Annotated in this window: 21 protein-coding genes and 4 pseudogenes; 11 read left to right on the forward strand and 14 right to left on the reverse strand. The window is 67.7% G+C overall.

Annotation, left to right across the window (positions count from 1 at the left end):
• Positions 1-674: 674 nt before the first annotated feature.
• Genes ACIQCZ_RS32795 through ACIQCZ_RS32815 form a run of 5 tightly spaced genes read right to left on the reverse strand, consistent with a single transcriptional unit; the run spans position 675 to position 6,148 of the window.
• Entirely contained in the window at positions 675-1,553 is an 879-nt protein-coding gene (locus ACIQCZ_RS32795; protein ID WP_402288055.1) for an aminoglycoside phosphotransferase family protein, read from the reverse strand.
• Positions 1,554-1,603: 50 nt separating this feature from the next.
• Positions 1,604-2,239: a hypothetical protein gene (locus tag ACIQCZ_RS32800; protein ID WP_402287784.1), complete on the reverse strand. Its 636-nt coding sequence runs from the start codon at positions 2,237-2,239 to the stop codon at positions 1,604-1,606.
• A 35-nt stretch (positions 2,240-2,274) separates the two neighbouring features.
• A complete protein-coding gene (locus tag ACIQCZ_RS32805) occupies positions 2,275-3,318 on the reverse strand; it encodes a TniB family NTP-binding protein (RefSeq protein WP_402287786.1) in 1,044 nt (347 codons plus the stop codon).
• Positions 3,318-5,375: a Mu transposase C-terminal domain-containing protein gene (locus ACIQCZ_RS32810; RefSeq protein ID WP_402287789.1), complete on the reverse strand. Its 2,058-nt coding sequence runs from the start codon at positions 5,373-5,375 to the stop codon at positions 3,318-3,320. Before ACIQCZ_RS32810 ends, ACIQCZ_RS32805 begins: the two co-directional genes overlap by 1 nt.
• Positions 5,375-6,148, reverse strand: coding sequence for a TnsA-like heteromeric transposase endonuclease subunit (locus ACIQCZ_RS32815; protein WP_402288057.1), 774 nt, complete (start codon positions 6,146-6,148; stop codon positions 5,375-5,377). The genes ACIQCZ_RS32810 and ACIQCZ_RS32815 overlap by 1 nt, the downstream gene beginning before the upstream one ends.
• An 846-nt stretch (positions 6,149-6,994) precedes the next feature.
• On the opposite strand from ACIQCZ_RS32815, the gene ACIQCZ_RS32820 reads away from it, so the two are divergent.
• On the forward strand, positions 6,995-7,348 hold the full coding sequence (locus ACIQCZ_RS32820) for a hypothetical protein (RefSeq protein WP_402287791.1): 354 nt from the start codon (positions 6,995-6,997) through the stop codon (positions 7,346-7,348).
• A gap of 414 nt (positions 7,349-7,762) precedes the next feature.
• Positions 7,763-8,662, forward strand: coding sequence for a LysR family transcriptional regulator (locus ACIQCZ_RS32825; RefSeq protein WP_402287793.1), 900 nt, complete (start codon positions 7,763-7,765; stop codon positions 8,660-8,662).
• A gap of 101 nt (positions 8,663-8,763) precedes the next feature.
• On the opposite strand, the gene ACIQCZ_RS32830 is transcribed toward ACIQCZ_RS32825, so the two are convergent.
• On the reverse strand, positions 8,764-9,921 hold the full coding sequence (locus ACIQCZ_RS32830) for an MFS transporter (RefSeq protein WP_402287795.1): 1,158 nt from the start codon (positions 9,919-9,921) through the stop codon (positions 8,764-8,766).
• Between the two features lie 357 nt (positions 9,922-10,278).
• On the opposite strand from ACIQCZ_RS32830, the gene ACIQCZ_RS32835 reads away from it, so the two are divergent.
• The 3 genes and pseudogenes from ACIQCZ_RS32835 to ACIQCZ_RS32845 all read left to right on the forward strand — a co-directional run bounded on the left by ACIQCZ_RS32835 (position 10,279) and on the right by ACIQCZ_RS32845 (position 11,797).
• Positions 10,279-10,425 carry a hypothetical protein gene (locus ACIQCZ_RS32835; protein ID WP_402287798.1) on the forward strand — a complete coding sequence of 49 codons (147 nt, stop codon included), beginning with the start codon at positions 10,279-10,281 and terminating at the stop codon, positions 10,423-10,425.
• Between the two features lie 129 nt (positions 10,426-10,554).
• A pseudogene (locus tag ACIQCZ_RS32840) lies at positions 10,555-10,734 on the forward strand (helix-turn-helix domain-containing protein); the annotation flags it as partial.
• Between the two features lie 202 nt (positions 10,735-10,936).
• Positions 10,937-11,797 (forward strand): phosphotransferase, encoded by an 861-nt coding sequence (locus tag ACIQCZ_RS32845; RefSeq protein WP_402288060.1) that lies wholly within the window; start codon positions 10,937-10,939, stop codon positions 11,795-11,797.
• 299 nt (positions 11,798-12,096) lie between these two features.
• Here ACIQCZ_RS32845 and ACIQCZ_RS32850 read toward each other — a convergent pair whose 3' ends face one another.
• Complete coding sequence (locus ACIQCZ_RS32850; protein ID WP_402287800.1) at positions 12,097-12,915, reverse strand: alpha/beta fold hydrolase; 819 nt, start codon at positions 12,913-12,915, stop codon at positions 12,097-12,099.
• 373 nt (positions 12,916-13,288) lie between these two features.
• On the opposite strand from ACIQCZ_RS32850, the gene ACIQCZ_RS32855 reads away from it, so the two are divergent.
• Positions 13,289-13,480 carry a helix-turn-helix domain-containing protein gene (locus tag ACIQCZ_RS32855; RefSeq protein ID WP_402287802.1) on the forward strand — a complete coding sequence of 64 codons (192 nt, stop codon included), beginning with the start codon at positions 13,289-13,291 and terminating at the stop codon, positions 13,478-13,480.
• A gap of 148 nt (positions 13,481-13,628) precedes the next feature.
• Here the strand turns inward: ACIQCZ_RS32855 and ACIQCZ_RS32860 are convergent, their stop codons facing one another.
• From ACIQCZ_RS32860 to ACIQCZ_RS32870, 3 genes are all read right to left on the reverse strand, one after another.
• Positions 13,629-14,051 (reverse strand): hypothetical protein, encoded by a 423-nt coding sequence (locus tag ACIQCZ_RS32860; protein WP_402287805.1) that lies wholly within the window; start codon positions 14,049-14,051, stop codon positions 13,629-13,631.
• Positions 14,052-14,567: 516 nt separating this feature from the next.
• On the reverse strand, positions 14,568-14,846 hold the full coding sequence (locus ACIQCZ_RS32865) for a ricin-type beta-trefoil lectin domain protein (protein WP_402287806.1): 279 nt from the start codon (positions 14,844-14,846) through the stop codon (positions 14,568-14,570).
• Positions 14,847-15,272: 426 nt separating this feature from the next.
• Positions 15,273-16,790 carry a GMC family oxidoreductase gene (locus ACIQCZ_RS32870; protein ID WP_402287809.1) on the reverse strand — a complete coding sequence of 506 codons (1,518 nt, stop codon included), beginning with the start codon at positions 16,788-16,790 and terminating at the stop codon, positions 15,273-15,275.
• 214 nt (positions 16,791-17,004) lie between these two features.
• On the opposite strand from ACIQCZ_RS32870, the gene ACIQCZ_RS32875 reads away from it, so the two are divergent.
• Complete coding sequence (locus ACIQCZ_RS32875) at positions 17,005-17,280, forward strand: IS3 family transposase (RefSeq protein ID WP_402288062.1); 276 nt, start codon at positions 17,005-17,007, stop codon at positions 17,278-17,280.
• A 130-nt stretch (positions 17,281-17,410) separates the two neighbouring features.
• Here the strand turns inward: ACIQCZ_RS32875 and ACIQCZ_RS32880 are convergent, their stop codons facing one another.
• A complete protein-coding gene (locus ACIQCZ_RS32880; protein ID WP_402287811.1) occupies positions 17,411-17,569 on the reverse strand; it encodes a hypothetical protein in 159 nt (52 codons plus the stop codon).
• A gap of 747 nt (positions 17,570-18,316) precedes the next feature.
• Positions 18,317-18,454, reverse strand: a pseudogene (locus tag ACIQCZ_RS32885) (transposase); the annotation flags it as partial.
• Between the two features lie 406 nt (positions 18,455-18,860).
• Between ACIQCZ_RS32885 and ACIQCZ_RS32890 the strand changes: the two are divergent.
• The 4 genes and pseudogenes from ACIQCZ_RS32890 to ACIQCZ_RS32905 all read left to right on the forward strand — a co-directional run.
• Positions 18,861-20,117 carry a serine hydrolase domain-containing protein gene (locus ACIQCZ_RS32890; protein WP_402287813.1) on the forward strand — a complete coding sequence of 419 codons (1,257 nt, stop codon included), beginning with the start codon at positions 18,861-18,863 and terminating at the stop codon, positions 20,115-20,117.
• A 10-nt stretch (positions 20,118-20,127) separates the two neighbouring features.
• Complete coding sequence (locus ACIQCZ_RS32895) at positions 20,128-20,823, forward strand: VanZ family protein (protein WP_402287815.1); 696 nt, start codon at positions 20,128-20,130, stop codon at positions 20,821-20,823.
• A 59-nt stretch (positions 20,824-20,882) separates the two neighbouring features.
• Positions 20,883-21,599: a response regulator transcription factor gene (locus ACIQCZ_RS32900; protein WP_402287817.1), complete on the forward strand. Its 717-nt coding sequence runs from the start codon at positions 20,883-20,885 to the stop codon at positions 21,597-21,599.
• A pseudogene (locus tag ACIQCZ_RS32905) lies at positions 21,592-21,717 on the forward strand (two-component sensor histidine kinase); the annotation flags it as partial. The gene ACIQCZ_RS32900 and the pseudogene ACIQCZ_RS32905, both read left to right, overlap by 8 nt.
• Before the next feature lie 253 nt (positions 21,718-21,970).
• Here the strand turns inward: ACIQCZ_RS32905 and ACIQCZ_RS32910 are convergent.
• A complete protein-coding gene (locus tag ACIQCZ_RS32910) occupies positions 21,971-23,350 on the reverse strand; it encodes an IS1380 family transposase (protein WP_402287819.1) in 1,380 nt (459 codons plus the stop codon).
• Between the two features lie 81 nt (positions 23,351-23,431).
• Positions 23,432-23,584: pseudogene (locus ACIQCZ_RS32915) on the reverse strand (DUF664 domain-containing protein); the annotation flags it as partial.
• Between the last annotated feature and the right edge of the window lie 71 nt (positions 23,585-23,655).

Raw genomic sequence — 23,655 nt, forward strand, 5'->3', positions numbered from 1 at the left:
GACGATCCACACCTCGCACAGAATCCGCAGCCCCTGCCAGTCCCCCGGCCCGCCGAGCCGACGCAACCGGTTCGTCGGCGGCGTCCCGGCCCACGCCCCGCCGTGCGCGGCCGTCGCCACCGCCGGTGGGGGTAGTAGCGGCGCGGCCGGACGAGTTCGCGGATGCGGTGGGCCGGCAGCGGGGCGTGGATGCATGCGGCGGCCGTCACATCCGGGACGACGACCGCGCAGGCTCGGCCGCGCCAAATGACATCGTGGTCCGGGCGTCCTCGCACCGGACGACATCACCTGCCCCGGGCGCCTTCCTACTGCCGCGGCTGCAGTCCCGTCCGGCCCCGGACCTGACACAGCTGCCACACCAGCCACTGCTCCGGTGCCCGGTTCTTGACCAGGTCGGATATGCCGTCAGTGCATCTGGCGAGAGCACTCGACCTGCTGAACGATCAACCTTCGGACCAGCAGCCCATCTGCGACCAGGTCACCCCCGCGGCGCGAGACTTTCTCGCCACAGAAGCGCACGAGAACCGGCGGCGGCGCAGGGCGGTGGTGTGGCGGGGTCGGGGGTCGGCGAGCTGGTGGTAGGTGGTGAGCCAGTCGCGCTGGGCCCGGATGTCCTGTCTCACTGAAGGTTGAGCAATCTCATTGAAGTTTGAGCGGCCACAGAGGGCTGGCTTTCAGCGACGAGACAGAGCGAGCAGTTCGTCGAGCGCTGGTTCCGGGCCGCCGTTGGCGAGGTTCGCGATGGCTGCCATAGGTGCGACCACTCGGCTCCAGGCATAGAGCCGATCCCCATCGAGCTGGCACGCGGTCGCCACTTGCTGGCAACGGGCTTCGACGCCCTCGTGGCCAGCACCGGCCACAACGTAGTCCACGGCATCGAAGCATGGGTCGCCGACACATGCCTTGGGGTCGATCGCGATCAGACCGCGCAGCGGGCCGCCGTCCAGAACGTTGCCGAGGTGCAGATCGCCGTGCAGCAACACGAGCCTGGCCTGGCTGTCCAGCAACTTCTCACAGCGCTGTCTCGCCCGCCGCCACGCAGCCTGGTCAATCCATGCGCCGATAGCCGGCTCGGACAGCCGCCGGCCGATCCGGACGAATGCCTCGTCAAACCGACCGCGCAGATCAAGTGGCCAGTGCACGGGTGGGGCCACGGCGTGCAATGCGGCGAGCAGTTCTCCCCACTGCTGCGGCAATGACTTCTGCGGCATGTCCTCCGCCACGGTGCCGGGCAGGACCTCCTCCAGCACCATCGCCCCCGCCTCCGCGTCGACAGCCAGTGCCGCTGGCACTCGACCCGATGGTGCGAACAGGAGCAGCATCTCTACCTGCTTGTTCAACAGCGCCCGATCTGGGCTGAGTTTCAGAACCGCAGGCGTGCCGTCAGGCCATTGACAGCGCAGAACGACAGAGGAGGCTCCACTCTCGAAGAGTTCACCGAGCGCCAGACCCCACCGCGCGGCCAGCTGAGCAGCGAGGTTCGGAACTTCAGCGAGCCACCCCTCGGCCTCGGGACCGAATCGAGCCACCAACCGCGCGCCGACCTCCTCCATGTTCACCGGTGCAGCTTGCATTCCCTAAGGCCAAAACTCCAACGGTTTATTCAGGACTCCAAGGTGCGTCGCCCGTGCCGACCAGGCTGGTAGATCGCGATGGGTGGGTTGCCTTTTCGCACGTGGTCAAGGTGCCAGTTGTTGATGAAGGTGCCGAGTGGCCCCCGGGACAGTGTCACTCCGTGATCGTTGATCATCCGGTCCCAGACCTCTGTCGGAGTGAGCCGCTGTTCGAGCATGGGGATGACGAGGTGCTTGAAGGGCGCGATCACGGGGACGTTCGTTCGTGTGAGCTGATGCGGCAGGGCTCGTGATGCTCGGAGTGCCTGTCGAATGGTGCGGCGGGAGACTTGGTGGCGTTCGGCAAGGGTGCGGACGGTCAGCCCTCTGCCGTCGGCGTCCTGCTGGATCTGGAAGAAGAGCTGGGCCCGGTTGTTCTTGGCATCCGTGAGTTCGGAGGACGGTCTGACTCGGATGAGGTAGGCGACGGGGCTGGCCAATGTCCGCCGCAGGACGGCGACGGGGAAGCCAGACAGGGCGGCGAGTCGGTCGAGGTTGTGTATGGGGGCCGCGATCGTCTGCTCGGAGATGTGGCCGTGCAGGAGACTGGGCCTGATGTGGTTGGCCCGCGCGAGTTCGCTGATATAGGAGTCGATGGTCTGGGCGGGCCGCGGGCGGACTTTCATGGGCAGAGGACGGAGCTGCCGTCGGGGTGAATCGCTCACCGGCCAGCTCGCAGGATGGCGGGGACACTGCTCTCCGCAGCGAAGTCGAGGGGAACCGCCGCCAGGCTGTCCCGGGTGATCTTTTCGGTGCCGGAGAGGATGGCGTCGATGGCAGCACCGCGGATCTGATGGGAGAGACCGCCGATCATGCCGCCGGTCCGATCGTGGAGATAGCGGTCCAGGGCGGCGAGAGTGCCCGGGGCGTGGTCTCGCAGCACGAGCGTGTTTTCCAGGGCGGCGACCAGGCTCTTCCACTCGGTGTTGTAGGGGAAGGGATGTGTGGGGATGAGGGTGAAGCGTCCGGCGATCTGCGCTCCGCGTGTCCCGGAGAGCAGGGTGGTCTGCTCGATGTTGATTCCCGCGTAGACGAACGTGGCGGGGATGCGCTCAGAGAAGTATTTGAGCGTGTCGGCGACCTCGGTGCCGTGCCGGGTGGTCAGTGAGATGTTGTGAAGTTCGTCGACCAGCACAAGGCCCGTGCGGGCGTCGGTGCAGGCACCGACGACGGATTCGATGATGTCGGTGATGTTCCAGGACCGGCGGACTGGCAGGCCGAGGAAGCGGGCGAACTCCGCAGCGACCATGCGAGCGGTCGCGGCGGGCGGGACGGTGATGTAGACGACTGGGATTCGCTCTGCGCGGCCTGGGTGGCGGGCCCGGTCGAGTAGCTCGTATGAACGTCCGAGCTGAGTGATAGCGATGGTCTTGCCCGTTCCGGCCGGGCCGGAGACGATCAAACCTCGCCGAGCGCTGATCGCATGTCTGTTGACCAGAACAAGGCGGCGTCCGCAGGTGACGGTGTGCCGGACGGTGGACGTTGCGACGACCAGCAGCCGTGCGTGGTGATCGAGGCGGTTCTCCTCGTCGATCTCCCTTTCCGCCGGGGACAGCTGTGCGTACTTCGTTTCGGAGAACAGAGCTGGAGCTGGGGGCTCTTCGCGGAGGAGCTGCCGCCATCCGTCCAAGGTGGTGAGATACCGGCCCGCTTCTTCCTCGGCGTCTTCGAGGAAGCCTCCTGGTATGGGGCCGTCGTCGTTCATCAATGTCTCCATGGATCTTCAAGCGGGTCGAACAGGCCCAGCGGAACGACGTCGGCCAACGGCTCGTCCGGCAAAGGGCCTTCATCCGAACCGGATTCAGTGGGTGAGACAGGTTTCGGCGGTGCACTGGGGCTGCTGGCCCGGGTGCGGGCAGCGACGCGGCGGTCCCTGGCCGGCCGTTTCGGTTTGGCCGGCTGCTCGGGACCTGCATGGGCCCGAGCCAGCAGCGAGGCGACCGCTTCGGCGATCTCGGCCTCGGTGGCCTCGGGGAGGCTCTGACGGGCGTGGTCCCAGGCAAGTTCTCCGAAGGGGACCGGGACGCGGTGCAGGTGCTTCCACGTAGCTTCGATCCATCCGGTGCCAGCGCGGTGATCGCGTACCCAGATCCGGGAGACGTCGTAGGGGTCGAAATGGACCTCCCACAATCCCTTCTTCGCCGCGATTCCTGAGTGCTGGCGCCGCAGCCCTGCAAGTTCTGGGCTGTCGTAGGTGCGGCGTTTGATCCTGATCCCGTAGTCGTTGACCGCTCGCCAGGCCGTCGGCAGCAGTTCGACGTAGTCCTCGCTGCTGAGCGCGACCGGGACGTATCCGCATGCTTCCACCAGCGCGGCGTACTTCTCGTTGGGTGTGAACGCCCGCCCCGGAACAGCTGGGTCTCTGAGCCCGTCGTGCTCGCGGTTCTGCCACTTCGCGACGATCCACTCGTCCAGGAGATCTTGCAGTTCCAGCAAGGACCACAATGGCTCCTTGTCCAGGTGCCGCCCTCGGCGATCGGTATTGCGGCCGGTGTAGCCGGGGAGGAACTGAGAGAACAGAGTGCCCACGGAGGCCAGCATCTTCTCGATGTGCCCCTTCTCGAACGGCGAGCCCTTGTGCGCGGGCTGGACATCGATCTCCAGGAACCGGCAGGAGGCAAGGAAGTTCCGGGAGATGAACGCCTTCCCGTGATCGCAGACGATCATCTCCGGGACGATCACCGGCCGCGCGGCGGCGTGCTCCAGCCGCTCGTCCAGCGTCAGCAGCCGGCGGTGCGGCAGGACCGACCGCGACATCCTCAACGCGTCCACCCAGCCCGGTCTCATCAGCTCCGGAGTGACCGTGCGGGCCAGCAGCACGCTCGCGTCCACCGACTTGGTCGTGGGCCGCAGCACCGCCGCGGTCACCGTCCTGGTGGCGACATCGATCATTCCGGTCAGCTCGACCTTGCCGACCACCCCATCGTCCAGGCGGACAAGCACGTCCAGCGGGGTTGAGTCGATCTGCATCACCTCGCCCGGCGCGAAAGCGGGCAGTTCCCCGAACGGAGCTGTCGCGCCGTGCGCCCGCGACCTGCGGGTCACTGCCGACCCGGTGGTGTGGGTGCCAGTGGTCAGCTTGTCGAGAAGGCGGTAAAGGGTGGCCCGGGAAGGAAGTTGGACCAGTCGGCCTTCCTCGGTGGCCTTAAGGATCTCGCCCGTGCGCCACAACAGGAACGTACTCGTGCGGGTGGAGTTGTCGACCGCTTCGCCGATCGCCTGCCGCATCGCGGCGATCACCCGGTCGTCCACCGCTCTGTGGGGAGGTGTCTTACGTACTGGGCGGTGATCTGCCAGCCCGAGCACTCCACCGCTCTGGTAGCGGCGCCGGTAGTTGCCGACCGTGCTCACGCTCGCCTTGTGCCCAGCCGCTGTCAGCTCGGCCGCCTTGGCCCGCTCCCGCGCGGTCAACGACCGCGTCGGCGCGTACTCCGGTCTCACCTCGGTGCCCTGCGGGGCATCAGGGGCCTGTCCATGCAAGATCTCCAGGATGTGGCCCTCCCACCACAGGGCCTTCTCCAGCACTGGCTGCGGAAGCGTCTCCAGCAGCGACACCGGCGGCAGCGGCATCCGGCCCGAGGTGTCCACGATCTCGAAGTCGCCATCGGCGAACAGGACCGCGGGCGGCACCAGCCTGGGCTCACCACCCAGTTCGGAGAGGGTGACAGCTCGGCCGGTGACCGACAGCACCAGGCGGACCTGCCCGTCGAACCGAATCCGTTCGCCGACCGCGAGCCCGTCCGGACGCGCCAGTCTGCCCATCATCGCCTCCCCGCGGTGTGCACCAGGCTGTCCGAGTCCAGCAGTCGCCCGGCCACGTCCGCCACCAGCACTCCGGACCACAGGAGGTGGAACAGCACTGGCAGCACCACTAGCGGATCGCCCGCTTGAGCGGCGCCCGCCCGCAGCGGAACCGGCTCGTCGAAGACCTTCACCAACAGGTCGGCGATGTCCTGCCGGCGTCCGCACCGGCGCCTGCGATACCGCGACAGCCACCGCATGTTCGCCATCAGCACCGGATCCGGCACGCCCACACGGGCGAACTCCCAGCTCACCGCTTCACAGGCTCGCCCCGTTGCCTCGAAGGACGCCGCAGCCGCTTCGTCGATCCGGTCTCCAGCACGGACGTCGACGACCCGGCCCCGGCCATCCGCGAGCCGTACGAAATAGTCCGGCGCGTGGCGCCGCTTGCGCGTCCCGTCGTACCAATGCAGCCAGAACGGCTGCGACGCGATGCCCACCACCTCGGGATCCGCATCGAGCAGGATCAACCGGTCCCGCTCCAGCCACGACTCGTAGCCCACATGGGCACCCGTCGTCGCCGCGTAGTACCAGCCCGCAAAGCTCCCACCACCCTTGGGCCACCGGAACTGCCGTACAGGGGGCACCTGCTCGAACCGCACGTTCCAGCCAGCACCCAGCGGTCTCCGGCTCAGGGCTTCACTCTCGTAAAACTCCAGGTCAAAGGCGGCCAGCACCGGATCTGAGTGGACACCTGCGAGCTCCCCCACCGCACCCCGCCGCCCCAGTAGCATCCGCCACTCAAACTTCAATGAGACGAACCTACCGGTCACCAAGGTTCAGTGAGAACACTCAACCTTCATTGCGACAGGACACACCGGACCAGGTCGTCGGGGAAGGGGTACGTCATAGCTTTGATTAGAGCACTTGTTCGATTTTGAGGGCGACTCGATCCTGGGCAGTCCACTCAAACGGGCGACGTGAATCTGACAGACCGGACGCATTCGTGTCCACGACGTGGCCGAGAAGGGATTCCTGATCCGGCTCAACGAGGTCAGGGTGAACACCACCGTCATGAGCGACGGCAAGCACACGACGGAGCAGGTCGGCTGGCTGGCCACCACCGTCTGACGAACGCCTCGCCGATGAGCCGTCGCGCCCAGTCCGCCGCGTGGCGGCTCATCGGTGAAGGAGTTATGCGCCACCTTCAGTCTCGGCCGGCGCCCCTTCCGGCGCCTCCAGGCCCTCACCACACACCGGCGCGAGCAGTAGACGGCGTTCGACCGCCGGTCGGCGTCGGCCACCCATCGGGCCCCGCACTCGGAACACCCGACCTCACCCTCACCATCCCGCACGGCCGCCAGGCGCTTGCGCAACCGCCGGTCCGTACGCCACTGCCAGGCACGACATATCGAAGAGCAGAACACCGCATCAGGCCGGGCACCCGGCCTCAGTCGCTCATCTCAGGCCCGAGAGTTCATCTCCCCGGCTCGCCCGGTGTCCTCGGACACCACGCCAGCGTAGGACCCAAGGCTACGCAGATCCCCGGATCAGAGAAAGCTACTGACACCCCCGCACCACCAACGCCTGGTGGGCGCTTCGCAGAGTGCCGCACCGTCGCCGCGGGAGTGTCAGGCGGGATGACGGGGCAGTTCCCCGCTGGCGCGGCCGCCGGTCCCGATGCCGAGCAGGTCAACATCCTGGACGTCGCACTGACCGCAGACGCGCCTGGCGACGTACCCGCCCCAGAGCCAGCTGCGGCCGCGCAGTCCGTGGAGAGTCAGCAGCTCTCCCCCGTTGTCCCTTCGAAGGCCGGTGCATCTTCCGCGCGTGAGGCTGCCGAGCCGGTCGGCAAGCCGGGGCCGATGGCCGCGTTCGCCGACCTGGACGACGACGACATCGGCGGCGGGGAAGAGGATCAGCACCGGCTCAGCCCCCGCCCAGAGACCGGCAGGTCGGCCTGGGCAGCGCGGATGCTGTGCGCGGGAGCCTGAGGGCCGGTGCCAAGAGCGCGGCGGACGGTCGCGCCGGCCATCGTACGGGCAGCGCATCACCGACCACCCCGGCCGCCGTGGCTCCCGTGGAACGGGACGTCGGCGCAGCGGCCGGGACAGTGGTCCAGGAACAGCGTGCTGGCCCTGGCCTGCGGTGGTCGGGTTTGTGGCCGGCCTTCTCAGGGCTATGGGACGGATGTGTACGTGCTTCCCACCTGGTGCTACTTCCTCTGGAACCTCAAGATCCCGGTCTCCAGGTGTCCAAGATCAAGAGGAAGCTTCAAAAGCGGGACACCGAGGAAGGCGGACACGGCTGTTGCCGCGTTAACCCAGCTATCCCACCCCTGGCACCTCGTGAGGCGGATCGCCTCTGCCCGGACCGGGTGCCGTGCGACACCGGCGTAGAATGCGGAGGTGGATCGCACACCCCCATGGACCGTAATTCCGGAGCTTCCGCTCCAGGAGCTTGAGTGTTTCTCCGTGCTGGTTCACCAACTCCATTTCGGCCGCACGGCCGAAATCCTGGGCGTGACCCAGGGACGCGTCTCACAGCTGATCAAGCGCCTGGAGAATCGGGTGGGTGCTCCGGTGTTCGAACGGACCAGCCGCCGGGTCGAGCTGACCGATCTGGGGCGAGGGCTGGCCGAGCAGGTAGTTCCCGCCTTCCGCCAGCTTCGCGAGGGTTTCGACGCCGCCCGGGCTGCGGCGACGGACCGGCCCATGCGCGTGGGATTCCAGTGCGCCGTGTACGAGCCGGTCGCCAAGGCGATCGCGAGCCTTCCCGAGGGTTCCGCCGAACTCGTCGAACTTTCCTGGGGGGACCCGTTCTCCTGCCTGAACCGGGCCGAGATCGACGTGGCCATCGTGCTCTCGCCCTGCCGCGAGAAAGGCCTCCGGCTCATGCTGGAGTTCTCGCGACAGCCGATGTACCTTGCCGTCTCCACCGCGCACCGCCTGGCCGCTGAGTCGAGCGTCTCCGCCGGCGAACTGTCGGAACTGCCGCTGATCGAGCCGCGCGGCCCCGCCCCCGACTACTGGCGCCAGGTGAATGCGCCGACGCGGACGCGGAACGGGTTCGAGCTGACCTACCCGGCAGGCGCCAGCACGATTCAGGAGGGGCTCTCGACCGTAGCCAGCACCCGCCTCGGTCTGCTGCTGTGTGAGGCGAGCACGAGGTACGCCCCCCGGCCGGACATCCGCTACCTGCGGGCTCCCGACCTGGAGCCGACGACGCTGCTCGTCCTGCAGAGCGAACGGAAGCAGCACGGCCTGGCCGACAGGTTCGTCGAGCTCTTGGTGAAGAACGTGGACTGAAACACCGTTGCCGTGCCGGCCCTAAGCGGAGCAGGTCTCCGCCCGTCAGAGGGACGTACCTTCGGATTGGCGGTTGTCCGTTCAGGGCAACAGACAGACCGTCAATGGCCAGCGGCATCCAGCTCCGGCCGCCGCGCGCGTGAAGCCGTCGGGCGAGGCCGCGAGACGGCGGCGACGATCAGCCCGGCCGCCGTGATCAGCGCCGCCGAGAACAGGACAGCTCGGTTTCCCGCACGGTCGATGACGAGCCCGCCCGCGAACGCACCGAGAGCGATGCTTGCGTTGAACACACCGGCCCACAGCGCGGCCGATACCTCGGTACGCGCGGGGTCGGCCGTGCGGACCCAGGTCTGCGTCGAGACCGAGACACCGCCGTACGAGGCGCCCCAGATGACCAGCGCCATCAGCACGGTGACGGTGCTCACGGTGGCGAACGGCAGCAGTGCTGCGGCCAGCGCGACGCCCGCCAAGGCGATCGTCACAGCCTCCTTCGTGTACCGGCCCGCCATGGGGCCGAGGGTGAAGTTTCCGGCGACGCCGGCCAGGCCGTAGACGAGCAGGCAGCTCGCGATCAGGCCGGCGCTCATGCCCGCGTCCAGCTCAAGGACCGGGCGCACGTACGTGTAGCCGGTGAAGTGGCCGAGCGCGACCAGCCCCGTGATGGCCAACCCGGCCGCGACGCCGCGGTTTCTCAGCGCGTCGACGATTCCGTCGAGGCGGCTCCGATGGTGAACCGGGAGGTCCGGAAGCATGAGGACCAGGACGCCGGTGGCCACCGCACCGACGAGTGCGAGTGCCCAGAACGTGGCACGCCAGCCGAGGAGCGCCGCAAGGAGGGTCCCCAGCGGCACGCCGAGAACCGAGGCGATGGAGACCCCTGAGAAGATCAGCGTGGTGGCGAGCGCGATTCGTGGTCCGTCGACGAGTCGCGGGCCCAGTCCTGCGGCGAGTCCCCACACGACACCCATCGCAATGCCGAGAAGGATCCTGCTGGAAGCCAGGACCAGGAAATTGGGCGCGATCGCGGTCAGCGCATTCGCCAGTGACAGCAGAACCATGAAGGTGACGAGTACCCCTTTGCGATCACGGAGCCCGATGAGCGCGGGTGCGAAGGGGGAGACGGCCGCGGCGATGATCCCGGTAATTGTCAAGGAAAGGCCGGCGACCCCGTCGGAGACGGAAAGGGCCTCCGACATGGGCGTCAGCAGACCCACCGGCATCATTTCGGAGGACACCACGGTGAACGTGCTGAGTGCCACGGCGATGACCGGCGACCAGCGAGGTGCCCCACTGTCCGCTGCGGGGGGTGTGAGAGCTTCCGTATTTTTCATATGGCCAGCTCACCACCCCCTTTCGTGGCCGAACAAGATCGATGATCTCATCCACTCATTACCCCGACTCATCGATCGGGGGAACCGGGCCTGCTCGAGCATCGCCGACCTGTGCAGCAGTAGTACCGTCCGAACGCCTGCCCAGTCACAAGTACACCGCCGCGGCCATTCGGGCTTGCCCCCTCATCAGGAGATGCTGCCGAAGCTGCTCCGTCCTTCCGGCGCCTCGCACGCGCTCGCCGCCGGTCTCACGCCAGGTTCAGTGTCGCTCCATCCGGTGCCAACGTGGCGCAGGGCACCATCCTGGTCTCGTTGGCCCAGGAGAAGGGCGCCGGGCAGTCCGGCGAGATGGCCGCGGCCGGGCACCCAGCCGCGGGCGGGGTGTGCGTCGCAGACCTGGGGCGGCGAGCACCACTACGGAGCGCCAGCTGACCTAGCTTGATCTTTAACCTCGGGGTCCGAACGGCTCCTCGTGCCTGATCACTCGGAGTGGTACTGAGATTGAACTCGTGGTGTCGTAGGGGCTGATGGCTGGTCGTTGGCTGCGATATCACCGGAGGCATGCGGTATCCACAAGGGGGTGGACTGACCTCCGAACGCCGGCAGTTCCGCGAGGAGTTACGGCTCCAAGCTGCGGAGCGGTTCATCCGGGGCGAGACGAGCTCGGCGATCGCCAAAGACCTGCGCGCCAGCGTCCGCTCCGTGCAGCGATGGCGACAGGCGTGGGACAAGGGCGGTCCACATGCTCTGCGGTCCGCAGGGTCCGCCACGAACGGGCCGCACGCCGACTACTTACCTGCAGAGGGGTCTGCGCACGGCCGGACCCGTCACCGCCGTCCGATGCGGCAGCCACCCGAACCGATCCGGCACGGCCGGCGCCGTGCTCCTGGCCACGCTGGTTGGCATCGCCCTCGCTCATCTATGCCAAGATTCGAGGGTGGATATGACCGACATCACGCGTGCGATCGCGGCTGCGACTTCGGTCGCCGCATCGCTCGGCCTGCCAGCCAACGATGCAATCGTTCTCCAGAACTCGAACAAGCTGGCACTGCGGCTGACGCCATGCGACGTCTTTGCCCGGGTCGCCCCTGTGGGACAAGAGGTTGCACAGTTCGAAGTCGATCTCGCTCAGCGGCTCACCGAGGTCGGATGCCCGGTGTGTCCCTTGGAGCCTCGGGCGGACCCGCGTGTGTACACGCGCGATGGCTTCGCAGTGACGCTGTGGACCTACTACGAGCCCGTGACACCTCACACCTCACCAGTCGACTACGCCAAGGCGCTGGAGCAGCTGCACGACGGCATGCGCAAGGTCGATGTGCCGAGCCCGAGGTTCACGGACCGGATCACGGAGGCGGAAGAAGTTGTCGCCGACCCGGATCGCTCGCCGGAGCTCACCGAAGCGGACCGCGTGTTCCTCAGCGGCAGGCTGGCAAGCCTGCGACGAGCGATCGACGACCGCGGCGCCGTGGAGCAGCTGCTCCACGGCGAGCCGCACCCAGGCAATGTGCTCAGCACGAAGAACGGTCCGTTGTTCATCGACCTTGAGACGTGCTGCCGTGGACCCGTCGAGTTCGATCTCGCCCATGTTCCCGAGGCGGTCTGCGAGCACTACCCAAGCGTTGACCAAGGGCTGCTGGACGAGTGTCGGCAGCTCGTTATCGCGATGGTCGCCGCGTGGCGTTGGGAGCTTGGCGACCAGTTTCCGAATGGGAGGCGATTCGGAGAGGAATTCCTGCGCTTGCTGCGCAAGGGTCCTCCTTGGCCGACACTCGACACAGTGACCAGGCGACTGGATGGTCTGTAGAAATCGCCGAAGGTCACGTGAAAGCGGCAAGGAACCAAGCGACAAGACTGTCGCCGTTGCAACCCGATGCGCGCCGGCCTCGCTGCCGCGCTGAACCATGGCGCCGGTACAGGGCGCCGGGGAGATGGTCGCCGCGACCATCCGCACCATCTTCGCCCAGCCCACCGCTGAGGCAGTCCGGGCCCAGCTGGATACTGTCGCCGACAAGCACACGTCGGGAGGCCGCGCAAGGCCGATACAGCGCCAACTCGGCTTTCCGCCTACCGTAACGACGTCCGACCGCGCAGTGACCGCTCCTGTCAGCCTCCGTTTCCGGTGCTGACTGTACCCACGGCATGGCTCAGCACGAAGTCGCGCGCCAGGCGTGCGGCCTGCTCACGGGCCTCGAAGGTGATGCCGTGCCGAGTACGCGGCAGGATCACCAGACGTGCGCCAGGGATCTCCGATGCGATGAGTTCGGCGACCTGAGCGCGGACGATGGGGTCCTCCGCGCCATGCAGCACAAGAGTAGGAGCCGTGATTTCATGCAGCCGGGCAGTGCAGTCGTGGTTCTGAATCGCTGTCATGCGGCGTGCGTCGGCGTCTACGGGACGCCCCCGCAGGGCGCGCTTGGTGTCGGCGACGAGCTGCGGGTCGCTCGCCTGCCCCTCGGGTGTGAGGAGCAGGTCCAGCGCGAACTGCGCCCGCGCGTCCGGCCTCATGGCGACGATGCGGTCACCAAGGCTCTCGGTCATGGTCCAGCTCGGGGTGGCGCCTGACAGTATGAGAGACGCGACCCGATGGGGGTAGTGGATCGCCAGGTGCATGGCGATCGCTCCGCCGTACGACACTCCCATAACATGCGCGCGCTCAAATCCCAGCGCGGCAAGGAAGTCGGCGCAGTCAGCAGCTTGCCGAACGATGTCGTACGGCTCGGGCCCGTTGAGTGTGTCGCCGGTGTCACGCTGGTCGAAGCTGATGGCCAGGATTCCAGCGCCTAACAGGGGGCGGAAGGCATCAAACTGCCCCCTATGGCTCTCCCCGCCATGCAACAGAACCAGCGGTTCACCCTGGCCGGACTCAACGTAGGCAATATCGATGTCGCCGACTTTGACGTGCTGAAACCCCTCAGAACTCACGCGCTCACCTCCACAGGCGTGCATCCATCGCCTCGGCGAAGACGGGATCGGCACAGGACGGCGGGCTCGCTGCCACCGAGCGGTGGGAACGCTCGATCATCTGGTCACTCACTCTCCGATCGCCTCAAAGCTGAGTACAGCATGGGAACCGGGTATCGCCCAGTCGCTGGTTCACCTCTGCCCCAACCACTACTCCACAAACGAAGGCACCCTCAAGTGATCAACGCACCAACCCCGGTTGATCACGCGGTCGTGGAGGCACAGGTGCGTGACTACGGGTTCTCGCCGGCTCAACAGGATGAGATCTGGCGACGCTGGCGCGAGGGGCAGTCGTTCAGCTTGATGGGGCGGGCGCTTGGTGCGCCGATGCACCATGTCCGCCTGGTTTCTGTACCGGAGCGGCGGGGTTCGCCTCACTCCGCAGAAGCGGTCAGAGCGGTATCTGAGTGGCAGCGAGCGCGAGGAGGTATCCCGCGGCATCGCGGCGGGTGAGTCCGCCCGGCAGCTGGCCAAGCGGCTGGGTGGGAGTAGCCACCGCGGCCGGTCAGACGTCAGGCGGCGCTGAACTCGTGGGCGTGGCCGCCGCGCCATTCCACCCACTGCGGGTCGTCCAGGAGGCCTCGGGCTCGGCGACGCCGGCACCTTCGAGGAACACGACCAGGTCGTGGCCGTTGCACGCTCCGCGGGGCCAACCCTCCGCTCCCGGGTGCTTCCTAAATGATGATCGGGTTCGGTTCCACGACGCAGCCCGATCCGATCACCACGAGCGTCTCCGGCAGGTTGTCGAGGAGCTTGCCGGCAAAGGCGGCCGAGTCGGTGCAGTACAGCTGGGTCCGAGCGGTTTCGCTGGCACGGAGCACGACCGGGCCACGCTCGGGGTAGGAGTGGATTTTGGAGTACGGGTCGGTCCGTACTTCCTTGTCACAGCCCACGCCGAGGCCGGTGGGTTCGGGCAGCCCCAGCTGCCTCGCGATCTCGTAGATCTTGTCGACGGGATAGCCGGGCGGGGGGTTCTTGAGATCGACCGTGCCCAGTGAACATACCCGTGCCGGGGTGTCCCCAGGCGCTGCCTCAGCAGGTGAGGCTAAGGCGATGGCAGCTAGGGCGGCCAAGGCAGCAGTAAGAGTCCTCTTCATATTCGTGATGTTCGCCCGTACTCGACCAGCAGGGGCGGTCTTCAACGCTTAAGCACGAAACATCCGCGTTTCCTCGGTTTGCGCACGCCCCCAGTCGTCAGGACCTCAAGATCATCTCGTTGCCTCTTTGGCGCGTATCTCGGGCACACCCCGGGGAGAGGTGAAGTGGACGAGCGCGTACGCGCTCGACACCCCCGAGTGCGAGCCCCCTGCGGTCCCGCGTGTTCACCGTCGACGGCCGAACCGGCCGCTGGACGGCCGCCAGGCCCCGCCGGGCGCGAACCGCCACCTACCGCACCTCACACGCCTCATTGGCTGTAGTGCCGACAGTTGGAGCGCCGCAGCCCCCTACGACACCACTGAGCCGCCCAAAAGCGGGAGAGGGCAGTCGCAGACTCAGCCCGCTCCCGAGTGCCGGTCGTAGACCCTGTCAGACGGCGCACGCCGACTTCGCCGCCCTCCAGCAGTGCGACCGCAGCCCCGAGTAGTTACTCAGCAAAGACTCAGGGCCCTGGATCACTCCTTCGCCCAGTGCTGAGTCGACTTCGACGGCTCGCAGGACGCCAGGACCGGCCAGGTGGCGCTCTCGTCGAGACACTGGCTGCTGTACAGGTTCACGACAGTGCTGCTGGTACCCGTACGCCAGCTCTGACCGGTTTTGGAGCTGCATTCGGCCAGGTACAGAACGTTGACGTTGACAGTCAGGCACTGGCCGACGGACTCGTTGTGCAGCATGTAGGAACCGCCCGAACCAGCCTTGGCGTTCCAGTTGCGGGAGTCCGCAGCCGGCTCCAATAACTGCGGACCTACGGACGCTCTTTGGACGATGCTCGCTCGGCTTCTTAGCTTCCGGCCATCGGTCGAAGGCCGCGGAGCAGGCCTGGTCCGCACATACTGTGTTCGGCCTACGCCTGCGGTTCTCGATGGGCCAGGAGTATGCGGAAGGCGGGCTGATGTCCGAGACGGGGCGCTGGACGGCGCGATGTGCAAGGAGGGGCGGCCGTGAGGTCCGCCCCTCCTTCCGTGATCGGCCTCGGGCGGGTGAATTTCGTCCTCGCGTACGCGTGCACGGATCTAGGTGCATACACCCAACTCGTGACGGGGTGACGGAACGTCACGATGGTGCCATCGTCCGCAGTGTGCGGATCTGCTCGGGATGGTTTTTCCGCACTTGGAGAAGGTGCTGGTGGAGCAGCTAATGACGGGAAAGGCGTGCGCGGTCTACGTGTCCTGGCGGATCAGGTCGGCGGCCTTCTCTGCGATCATGATGGTCGCGACGTTGGTGTTGACGGAGACGATCGTGGGCATCACCGACGCGTCCGCGACCCGCAGACCCTGGATGCCGTGCACCTTCAGGTCCGGCGCGACCACCGCCTGGCTGCCGGTCCCCATCGCGCAGCTGCCCACGAGGTGGAAGTACGGTCCGGTGGCGCGCGCCAGGAATGTGCGCAGTGCCGCCTCGTCGGTGGTGCCGTCCCCGGGGAGCACCTCGCGCGATCGCCACGGTGTGAAGGGACTCGCCGCCGCGATGTCACGTGCGACCTGAATGCCGTGCAGCATGCGGCGGATGTCCGATTCCTCGCCAAGGTAGTTCGGGTCGATCAGCGGTGGGGTGTCCGGATCGGCGTCGGCCAGGCGCACCGATCCCCGGCTCTGGGGCACCGTCACGACCCCGAGGGTGAAGCTGTTCGTGGGGGCCTGCATCGTCGGCGGGTGGTACGGCACATGAATGAACATCAGCTGCATGTCGGGGCCGTGCAAGGACGTGTCGCTGCGCCACAACAGTGAGGTCTCCGCCAGGTTGGCGCGCCCTGCGGGAATCGGTCGGCTCGCTTCGTAGACGAGCCCGCACGCCGGATGGTCGTGCAGGTTGCGCCCGACGCCGGGCAGGTCGTGACGGACGTCGATGCCGATGCGGCGGAGTTCGTCGGCGGGGCCGATGCCCGACAGCAGGAGGAGCCGCGGGGAGTCGACCGCTCCGCAGCTGACGATCACCTCACCGGTCATGTACGCGGTCGCTGTCTCGTCCTGGCGCTGGTACTCCACGCCCGTGCACCGCTCGCCGTCGAAGAGCAGGCGGCGCGTGCGGGCGTCGGTGAGGACGGTGAGGTTCGGCCGGCGGCCGCGCAGCGGATCCAGATAGGCGTTGGCCGTGCTCTGTCGGCTGCCCCCGGTGATGTTCAGGTCGTGCCAGCCCGCGCCCTCCTGCCCCGCTCCGTTGAAGTCATCCGTCACGGGATGCCCGGCCGCCGCCGCGGCGTCGACGAAGGCCTGGGAGAGCGGGTTGCCGTCCTGAGTCGGTGCCGGGCGCATCGGGCCGCTGTCGCCGCGCCATTCCGGGTCCCTGCCGACGGCCGTCTCCATCCGCCGGAAGTAGGGGACGAGTTCGTCGAAGTCCCAGCCCACGCAGCCGGACGCGGCCCACCGCTCATAGTCGTTGCGGTGTCCACGCAGGAACACCGACGCGTTGATGGCGCTCGACCCTCCCAGCGCTCTGCCGCGCGGGCACAGTCGCGGCAGGCCGTCGGCACCTTTCTGTGGCACCGTGGTGTAGGCGTAATCGACGTCCGTGCCCCACAGCGTGGGCCACGCGGCGGGCGTCGCGAGGTCGGTTTTCGTCTCTGCGGGCCCGGCCTCGATCAGCAGAACAGTGGTGGCCGCGTCCTCGGACAGCCGCGCGGCGAGCACGCAGCCGGCCGACCCGGCGCCGACGACGATGTAATCGAACTCCTGGGACATCGGCTCCGTCTCCCCCTGCCGACCCACTGGTCCACAGCCCACCCGGGCGTCGTCGGCACATCACAGGCGTACCCGACCGGCCCGGCTGTGAACCCGCCCATCAGGCGGCCCCGTTCCGCGCACTTCAGGTGCGGGAACACGAGGATCACCAGCGCCGGTTCGGCGTCAAGCGGCTCTGCGACATCCTGGGCATCGCCTGCTCGAGCTTCTACTACTGGCGTCGCACCGCCCCGCGGACCGCGCGGCCTGGGAGGCCGCCGATGAGCGGCTCGCGGCCCGGATACGCAAGGTCCACCGCAACTCCGACGGCACCTACGGGGCCCCGAGAGTCACCGCCGAGCTCCGTGGCCAGGCCGGTCAGGCGGTCAATCACAAGCGTGTCGCCCGGATCATGCGGGCCACCGGTCTTGAGAGGGTGCGTCTGCGGCGTCGGCACCACCACCGTCCCGGACCCGGCCGTAGCGAAGACGCCGGACCTGGTTGGCCGTAACTTCACCGCAACGGCAGTAAACACGAAGTACGCCAGTTCGGGCGTCCGCCATTCACCTTCTACAGGCCCGGTTTTCGGCTCTCGTGTGACGCCGATCTCGGAATACCCCTCCGGCGTGACCGCATCGTGATCAACCGGGTGTGTCGAAGCAACCTAGTTGTTCTGCCCATGGAGGTTGGAATCCGGCGAGGGCGGCGGCTTGGTCGACCTGGTCGCCGGTGGCGTACAGCTTCACGGCGTAGGGGACTTCCTCGTCCAGGTCCAGGCCGTGCCGATGGTGCAGTGCCACGACTGCGGCAGTGAGCGCGCTCAGGTCGGCGTTGTCCAGGTGCTCGCGGCCGGTGTAGAGGAGGTCGAGGTCGGTGTAGAGGAGGTCGAGGTCGGAGGTGAGCTGGTGGGTGTCCGTGGCGTGGGATCCGTAGGCGAGCGCGTAGCCGCCGGTGTCAGGCAGCAGGTCGGCTGCTTCCAGCAGGATCGTGAGGGGGCGGGGTGGGGGTCATCAGGATGCCTTCTGGCCAAGGCGGGTGACGTAGTCCAGGACGTCGTGATGCGCGGGCCGACCCGTCAGGCACTGCGCCGGGCAGGTTCGGGTTCGACGAACCCGAGCTCAACCTCCAACAGGCCGAGGCCGACCTCGCCCTGGGCCGCCATCAACGGGCCCGCACCCGCGCCGAAGCATCTGCCGCGGCGTGCCCGGATGGCACGGGCGGCTGGACGGCCGCCACCCTCGTCCTCGCCCAGGCCGAAGCAACCGACTCCCCCAAGACGCCGCCCAACGCGCCCTGCACGTCCTGGACCACGTTCCCGCCGCCCAACTCCACTCCACCGCCCGCACCCGCCTCCACGACCTCACCCGTGCGCTCCCGGCCGGACACGCAGCTGGCCCCACCGAACGGCTCCGCGCACTCCCCACCGCCATCGACCACCACGGACACCCACTCTGAAACAAGAACACCCCGGAGGTGCTGTTCACGGCGACCTGCCTGCACGGGCTGCGGGGCGGGGCCAGTCAGCCGAGGTCGGTAGTGCCGGAGACGGCGCGGGGCCAGTTCCGCAACGTCTCGGTGTTCACTCCGAGGTCGGTGGCGACCGACTTGATCGTCGCTCCCGGACGGGACCGGTACAACGCGACCGCGTCCGCCTTGAACTCGACGGGGCAGTGCTTCATCCCCACAGGGACTCCGTTCTCCTGGACCATCAAGATCCAAGTCTCTCCGGTGTCCAAAATCCGGGGTCAGGGGCCCTCAGGCATGTGCCGACATACGGGAGATCCACCTGTCCGTTAGAAGGGTCATGCCGGCACCTGTCGGTTCGGCGCCACTTGACGCGTGTCGACTACGCCGCGATTCCGACAGGCGGCCGACCGCCGCCCGGGATGCGGTAGAGCAGTGTGTTGGATCAAGCAACGCGACTGGTCATGCTGCTACCTCGTCATACCCGGATCGCGGCAGGGGATTCCGTGTATCGCGGGCGTATCGAAAATCGCATACGCCAACGCAACAGCCTTGCGTCTTCAGTGGAGGCATGAACCACAGCGCATCACTGTCAGCTGCCAGATTTGTTCGACCGGGAAAAGGACCGTGATCACGGACTCGGATTCGGTACAGGGCGTCGACCGGCGGCGGCTGTTCAGATGGGGCGGGCTGGCTGCCGCCGGCGTGGTGGCGGCCGGCGTGCCGCTGGTAGGCGTCGGGATCGGCCACGCCGACTCGGTACCAACCGACTTGTCCGGGGACGACCGGATCCCGCAGGACACCCTGCCCGGCGGAGCCTACGACCGGTACGTGGCGCAGCTGGCCGCCGAAGGCAAGTTCTCCGGCGTGGTGCTGCTGTCGCACCGGGGCCGCACGGTCCTGTCTCGCAGCTACGGCATGGCCGACAAGGAGAAGGGGATCCCCAACCGCGAGGGCATCGCGTTCAGCCTCGGTTCGGCGGGCAAGCCGTTCCACGCGGTGGCCATCTTGCAGCTGGCGCAACAGGGCAAGCTGCGGCTGTCGGACACCGTGGGCGCCCACCTGACCGGCTTCGCCAAGGACATCGCCGAGCAGGTGACCATCCACCACCTGCTGTCCGGCACGTCCAGGCTGGATTCCCCGGATGAGGACGTGCAACGCGTCTTCCAGAGCCGGGACGAGGTGCACGAGTACTACGAGCAGCGGGCCCGGCAGGCGAAACTGGTGGGCGTCCCAGGCACTCCCGACTCCGTCCACGCGGAGGCGGAGGTCACCATTTCCGCGCTGATCGTGGAGGCCGTGGCCGGCACCGCGTACTGGAACTACGTTCAGGAGAACATCTTCAAGCGCTGCGGCATGACCAGCTCGGCGTTCTACACCAGGCCGCAGTGGCTCACCGACCCGCACATCGCGCACCCGTACATGGAACTGGCCGACGGCAGCGCGGTGGACGCGCTCCGCAACCTGGACCAGGGCAGCCCGTACCCATACGCACTCGGCAAGAACCCGGGCCGCGCCTTCATCGATGCCCCTGGGGACGGCAGCTTCGCCACCGCGCCGGATCTGGTCCGGTTCGCGCAGGCGCTGACCGACGGCACGGTGCTGGACCGGCCCTGGGCCGACGTGCTCTTCGGGGCCAAAATCCCCCACGGGCCGACGTCGTTCGGTGCGTACGGCCTCGCGATCGACATCGTCAATGGCCAGTGGCAGTACCAGCGTGCCGGTGGAAACCCCGGCGTCGGCGCCAACTGGAGCATCTACCCGTACACCGGCTGGGTCGCCGTCACCCTCATCAACCGCGACTCCGACAGCCTGGTGGACATCCTCGAGCAGCAGACGCAGGCCATCACCGGGGCTGCGCCCTCCGGCGGGGCGGGCGGCTGAGGTGGGGAACATGAACCACAGCCCATCCCCGTCAGCACGGCCCCGCCGGATCATGCTCGCCGGCCTGGCGATCCTCGGCCTGGCGGGCGTGCTGTTCGCCGTGTGGCGGCCGCTCGTGATGACCGCTCCGGCCTGCGTGGCCGGGCGGTGGCACGGCTGCTTCGATACGTTCAACGGTGTGCTGCTCATGATGCTGGTCGGGCTGCCGTTGGCCGCCCTGGCGGTGTGGGCTCTGGCGAGCCTGCGGCGCGCCGGCGGTGTCACGTCGGCGTGGCGGATGTCGCTGGCCGAGGTGGGCATGGTCTACGGGACGGTGCCGATGGTGTGGCTGACCCTGCAACCGGGCCCGGGGGCCGGCGTCGTCCCCGGCCGGGTGAGTCTGATCCCCCTGCGGGACCTGGTCACGATGGGGCCGGTCGGGATCGGCGGCAACCTGCTGATCTTCGCGGCGCTGGGGTTCTTCGCCCCTATGCGGTTCGCGGTGCTGCCGTCCGTGCCGCGGATCCTGGTGCTCGGGGCGAGCTGCTCGGTCCTGGTCGAGACCGCACAGTACGTCCTGCGGCTGGACAGGGTGTCGTCCGTGGATGACGTACTCGTCAACGCCGTCGGCGCCGTGCTGTTCGGGCTGGCGTCGCGCCGCTGGTGGCGCACTACGGCGAAGGTGCCGTCGGACCAGCCTCGCCCGGCGCCGGCGCCGGCGGGGTGAGTCGCGTGTTTGGTGTGCACCCGTCGGCGCCGATTTTGTGATGACAATAGGCTTCACGCATGCGCGTACTGATCGTGGAGGACGAGCCCTACCTGGCCGAGGCGGTCCGTGACGGTCTGCGGCTGGAGGCGATTGCCGCCGACATCGCCGGCGACGGCGACGCCGCCCTGGAAATGCTCAGCGTCAACTCCTACGACCTCGTGGTCCTCGACCGTGACATCCCCGGACCCTCCGGCGACGAGGTCGCCCGGCGCATCGTCGCCTCCGGCAGCGGCATCCCGATCCTCATGCTCACCGCTGCCGACCGGATCGACGACAAGGCGTCCGGTTTCGAGCTCGGCGCCGACGACTACCTCACCAAACCGTTCGAGCTGCGGGAGCTCGTCCTGCGGCTGAGGGCGCTTGACCGCAGACGCGGGTACGCCCGGCCTCCGGTGCGTGAGATCGCGGGCCTGCGGCTCGACCCGTTCCGCCGGGAGGTCTTCCGCGACGAACGCTACGTCGCGCTCACCCGCAAGCAGTTCGCGGTGCTGGAAGTCCTCGTCGCCGCCGAGGGCGGGGTCGTCAGGACCGAAGAGCTGCTGGAACGGGCCTGGGACGAGAACGCCAACCCCTTCACCAACGCCGTCCGTATCACCGTCTCCGCACTGCGTAAACGGCTCGGCGAACCATGGATCATCGCCACGGTGCCCGGCGTCGGCTACCGGATCGACACCGGTATGAACACCGTCGCCCCGGACCGCGACATCGCCGCCCCCGGCAGTACATATGCATAGACGCCCAGGGCTCAGCGCCCGACTGAAACTCACCCTCAGCTACGCCGGGTTCGTCCTGCTCGCCGGCGTTCTCCTGCTGGCCGTGGTGTGGGTGTTCCTGCTGCGCTACGTACCGGACAGCGACGTGGGTCTCTCAAGGCGGTTGACATCAGTCGTCGCGGGATCCGTATTGAAGCCCGGCCCGCCTTCTTGTCCCTAACCTCGATCGCTCATGAGTCCTCGTCGGTGTGCTAACGGGGACTCCGGGTTCGCGAGGTGCGGTCTTTCCGGGGCTGGGGCAGGTTGACGGCCCGGTTGTCGCGTCGGGTGGGCGCCGGGTTCAACTTTCCCGGTGTGGTGGTGCGGATCGTCGGGGCGGTCGGTGTGGCTGGTCAGCCGGGGTTCGGCAGGACTGCGAGTCGCTGGATCGCACGGGTGATCACATCTGTCCAGGGCCATCGGGCGGTGAAGCGGAGCCGACGGCGGCGGCCGGTGGTGACGAGTTGGGCGGCGGCGGAGAACAGCCGCAGACGGAGCTTCTTGGGTTCCCAGCGGCGGGTCTTGCCGGTCAGGGCGAGCATCGGCATCCAGGCAAGGAGGTCGAGTGCGATCTGGACGATCTCCAGCCAGATCTGGTTCTGCGCGGTGTCGTGCAGGGGCAGGTTGCGCAGGCCGGTGTCGCGGGCGCTTCGGATGCGGTCCTCGCAACGGGCCCGGCGGCGGTGACGCAGTTCGAGGTCGGCGAGCTGGCCGCCTTGGGTGTTGGTCGCGAAGCAGGTCAGCCGCAGCCCGTCGAGATCGACGAATCGCAACTGGGCACCGGGGTGCGGCCGTTCCTGGCGGACGATCAGCCGCATGCCCTTGGGCCACCTGTTCACGTCGGGCATGCCGGTGATCTCCGCGACCCAGGCGCCGGGCCGCCCGGTGCCGCCCGCGTCGTAGGCCGGTGTCCACGCCTTCTTCGGGATCTTCAGCACGGCCTGGTGGATGGTGTCGGTGATGGTCATTCCGATGGAATACGACAGCCACCGGCCAGGCTTGGAGAGCCAGTCGAGGAAGGCGTGGGTGCCGCCGGCGGAGTCGGTACGGATCAGTGTCTGCCGTCCCCGCCGCAGGTGTTTGGGGAGTTGGGCCAGGGCGAGCCCAGTGGTGGTGATGTGATCGCTCGCGGTGTTGGAGCCTGCGTTGCCGGGCCGCAGCAGCGCGGCAACCGGCTCTCCGAAACCGGCCTGGCCGTGGTCGACGAACGCGACGAGCGGATGATGGCCGAAGGTCTTCTTCCAGGTCGCGGTGGCGTCCTGTTTCTCGGGGTGCGCAAGGACCAGCATGCCGTCGATGTCCACGATCACGTGACTGTCGGCGGCTGGACCGTTCGCCCCGGCCAGTTCCCAGACCCGGGAGCGTACTCCGGCCCGCGCCGACCGGATCGCGGTGAGCGCCTTCGGCCCGGCTGCGGCAAGGACGTCGATGAGCCGTGAGATCGTCGGGTCGGATGCCACCAGGCCGAACACGTCGGGCTCGGCCCGCAGCAGGGCGACATGGGCGAGGCAGTCCCCACCCAGAGCGACTCCGAGCGCGACATCCAGCAGGACTTTGCCCGGGTCGTGCACCGACCGCGGCTTGCGCCACGGCGCCAATGCCGTCGATATCGCGGTGGCCAGAGCGGACTTGCGGACCGTCTCAACCAACAGCGCTGCCCCGGCCTGCGAGATCACCCCGCTGCCGCCGCCCTCGACGTGGACACGCGGGTACAACCCCATACGCTTGCTCACCTGGAGAGTGCTTCTTCCCGTGCAGCCAACAGGACCCTAGACAAATCCCATCGTTGCAGGTCAGGAGCACTCTCCGCCTATTTCGGACGGTGGCACGGACGCGACGGCGGCCTGCCCGTCGTCCAGGCCCTCGCACTTCATGGCGAGGGTGGCGCGGTGAAAGTCAAGCCAGCTTTCGAGCACGGTGCGCTCGTCGGCGTTCAGGGGCGGCAAAGGGCGTTCGATGGCACTCATCGGTCGATTATCGCCAGCGGCCGAAGCCGTCGACGGGCAGGGCCTCCGACAGGGCGAACGTTGCCTGATGC

The sequence above is a fragment of the Streptomyces sp. NPDC093149 genome, from assembly GCF_044754145.1.
Classification (GTDB): Bacteria; Actinomycetota; Actinomycetes; order Streptomycetales; family Streptomycetaceae; genus Streptomyces.

Coding starts and splice junctions, on each gene's coding strand:
- ACIQCZ_RS32805 (WP_402287786.1), bottom strand. CDS start 3,318: ATGAACGACGACGGCCCCATACCAGGAGGCTTCCTCGAAGACGCCGAG.
- ACIQCZ_RS32900 (WP_402287817.1), top strand. CDS start 20,883: ATGCGCGTACTGATCGTGGAGGACGAGCCCTACCTGGCCGAGGCGGTC.
- ACIQCZ_RS32820 (WP_402287791.1), top strand. CDS start 6,995: ATGACGGGGCAGTTCCCCGCTGGCGCGGCCGCCGGTCCCGATGCCGAG.
- ACIQCZ_RS32815 (WP_402288057.1), bottom strand. CDS start 6,148: ATGCTACTGGGGCGGCGGGGTGCGGTGGGGGAGCTCGCAGGTGTCCAC.
- ACIQCZ_RS32800 (WP_402287784.1), bottom strand. CDS start 2,239: ATGAAAGTCCGCCCGCGGCCCGCCCAGACCATCGACTCCTATATCAGC.
- ACIQCZ_RS32860 (WP_402287805.1), bottom strand. CDS start 14,051: ATGAAGAGGACTCTTACTGCTGCCTTGGCCGCCCTAGCTGCCATCGCC.
- ACIQCZ_RS32895 (WP_402287815.1), top strand. CDS start 20,128: ATGAACCACAGCCCATCCCCGTCAGCACGGCCCCGCCGGATCATGCTC.
- ACIQCZ_RS32795 (WP_402288055.1), bottom strand. CDS start 1,553: ATGGAGGAGGTCGGCGCGCGGTTGGTGGCTCGATTCGGTCCCGAGGCC.
- ACIQCZ_RS32845 (WP_402288060.1), top strand. CDS start 10,937: ATGACCGACATCACGCGTGCGATCGCGGCTGCGACTTCGGTCGCCGCA.
- ACIQCZ_RS32810 (WP_402287789.1), bottom strand. CDS start 5,375: ATGGGCAGACTGGCGCGTCCGGACGGGCTCGCGGTCGGCGAACGGATT.
- ACIQCZ_RS32870 (WP_402287809.1), bottom strand. CDS start 16,790: ATGTCCCAGGAGTTCGATTACATCGTCGTCGGCGCCGGGTCGGCCGGC.
- ACIQCZ_RS32855 (WP_402287802.1), top strand. CDS start 13,289: ATGTCCGCCTGGTTTCTGTACCGGAGCGGCGGGGTTCGCCTCACTCCG.